General features: G+C 34.0%; 3 protein-coding genes. All 3 read right to left on the reverse strand.

The genetic code is table 11. The annotated features are described in order from the left end of the window. Positions 1-201 precede the first annotated feature (201 nt). Positions 202-453 (reverse strand): methyl-accepting chemotaxis protein, encoded by a 252-nt coding sequence (locus DW981_RS14550; protein ID WP_055196143.1) that lies wholly within the window; start codon positions 451-453, stop codon positions 202-204. Between the two features lie 271 nt (positions 454-724). After that, a complete protein-coding gene (locus DW981_RS14555; RefSeq protein ID WP_118508236.1) occupies positions 725-1,393 on the reverse strand; it encodes a hypothetical protein in 669 nt (222 codons plus the stop codon). A 16-nt stretch (positions 1,394-1,409) separates the two neighbouring features. Further along, complete coding sequence (locus DW981_RS14560) at positions 1,410-1,985, reverse strand: hypothetical protein (protein ID WP_147352681.1); 576 nt, start codon at positions 1,983-1,985, stop codon at positions 1,410-1,412. Positions 1,986-2,057 lie beyond the last annotated feature (72 nt).

Consider the following 2,057-nt stretch of genomic DNA (forward strand, 5'->3'; position numbering starts at 1 on the left):
CTCAATATAGTCATTATAAAAAAATAATTTAAAATAACAATATTCATTGCAGAAAGTGACCAATTTTTGCAGAAAATGACCATATAAACAAAAATTAACCGAGTAGAAAGTAAAAAACATTTTCTTGCCCAAAACAGAAAAGTGGACGATTATTCTTTAACTGTGTAAAAAACAATCATCCACTAAAAACTCTGTCTATTCTTACTGTCTTAATTTGAATACCGAAACCATACCGCTAAGTGTAGTAGCCTGAGCTGTAAGTTCCTCACTTGTCGCTGATGTTTCCTGTGCCACATCCGAATTATTCTGAACAACTTCAGCAATTCTTTCTTCGGTTGCCTCTACCTGCTCCATACTGTCTGCCTGTTCAATGGAAATTTCTTTTATTTTTTCGCACTGTCTCACTCGCCTATATACCTCTGATCTTGTAATTTCATATTTGAATATAATCATATCATATTTTCCTCATATACATTTATTTAAGATTCAGCGTATTACTATTGGAATGCTCAAAATAAAAAGATGCAGAAATGTATAATTGTTGATAATATACATCTCTGCATCTTTAGGATTTTAACTTTCATGAACAGCATATTTCGCACTAATATGGAGGAATATTATCCTATTTATGTCTAGTTTCATACGGCACACCATTCATAGAATAATTAGAATTAACCTGCATGGTGCAAATCCTCCTTAGTACACATTAAATCTCAAACATTTCTTATGCTTTCATGTCAAAAGATGGATTTTCTTCTAAATAATCCGGTAATTTTTCCAATTCTGATTGCTGATCATTCTTTATGGTATGATACTCATTAAAATAAATTCCATAAAACTCTTTTTCTTTTTCACGCTCAGCCGGAGTCCTTTCACATGCCCATCCATATCCTGATCCAAGATACGTCAGTGCTTTTGTACCTTGATAATAAATATCAGCACCATACCCTCCACTTGTCAAAATTGGGCAAACCAATGTACCACCTCCTGCCAAAACAAACTTCTTTTCAGCAAGATCGCTTTTATTACCTTCTGCCTTCTCCAGAAAATCAAGCAACGACAATTCACCAATCCCCTGACATTTTGGATTATGATTTGAACTTTTTACTGCATTTTTTGCTTGTTGATATAATGCCTTTCTGTTCGGTGATACATCGGACATATATTCTGCACATAACGAGGTTCTCTGTCTATGAATATTTTCCAATTCTGCCTTACTTGTAGTATTAGCGGCTTTCCGAGCCAGTTCCTTAATCTCATCAACAAACTCAGCCTGTGTCTTATTACTTTTCTTTGCACTCGGAATCATAGACCAATCAGGTTCTCCACTCTGCAATGATATACTGTTTTTTGTATTCGCAGAACTAGTCGCACTTGAAATAGCAATTTCCATGAATCCACCTCGCATTCTATTCACTGTATGTAACTATCATTTTTCCACCAAAAACAGTAAATCCATCCATTCCAGTATATTGCTGTAAAATCTTGCCCTGAATTTGTACTAAAAATCTAATATTAGCTGCTTTTCCGGCTAATGCCGTAGAAGTGCTTTTGGAAGATGGATTATTGGTTGTCTGAAACGGAATAGTTATAGCATCTCCCGTGTCTAAATCAGTAACCAAATAATTATTTATTGTCGTGTACTTTGACTGTGTTACTCTTGTCCCTGTTGGACAATAAATCGTAATACTTTTTATTGTTGCTCCTTCTTGAATAACCTTACTAAAATCAACAATCTGACCTACTGACTTAATTACTCCTGTCTGTCCAGAAGAAGTTGCATAATCTTTTGATAATATTTTTGTTTCTGATGATGAAGTTGCAAATACCGTTGTGTCTTCTGACAAAACATCTTCAATATCGACAATAACTGTTTTCAGTTTTCCTTCTGTCAAATCAGACACATTTGTTTCTATTTTAGGACTTTTTTCTGCTGCAAAGGTATACTCACTACTTCCTAAAATCACTGTTGCTGATAAAACCACTCCCATTGCTAATGATAAAATTTTTTTTCATTTTAATTCCACCTTTCAGTTTTTGTTATATACATTAAAAGA

The sequence above is a fragment of the Clostridium sp. AM49-4BH genome, from assembly GCF_003478335.1.
Lineage (GTDB): Bacteria > Bacillota > Clostridia > Lachnospirales > Lachnospiraceae > Butyribacter.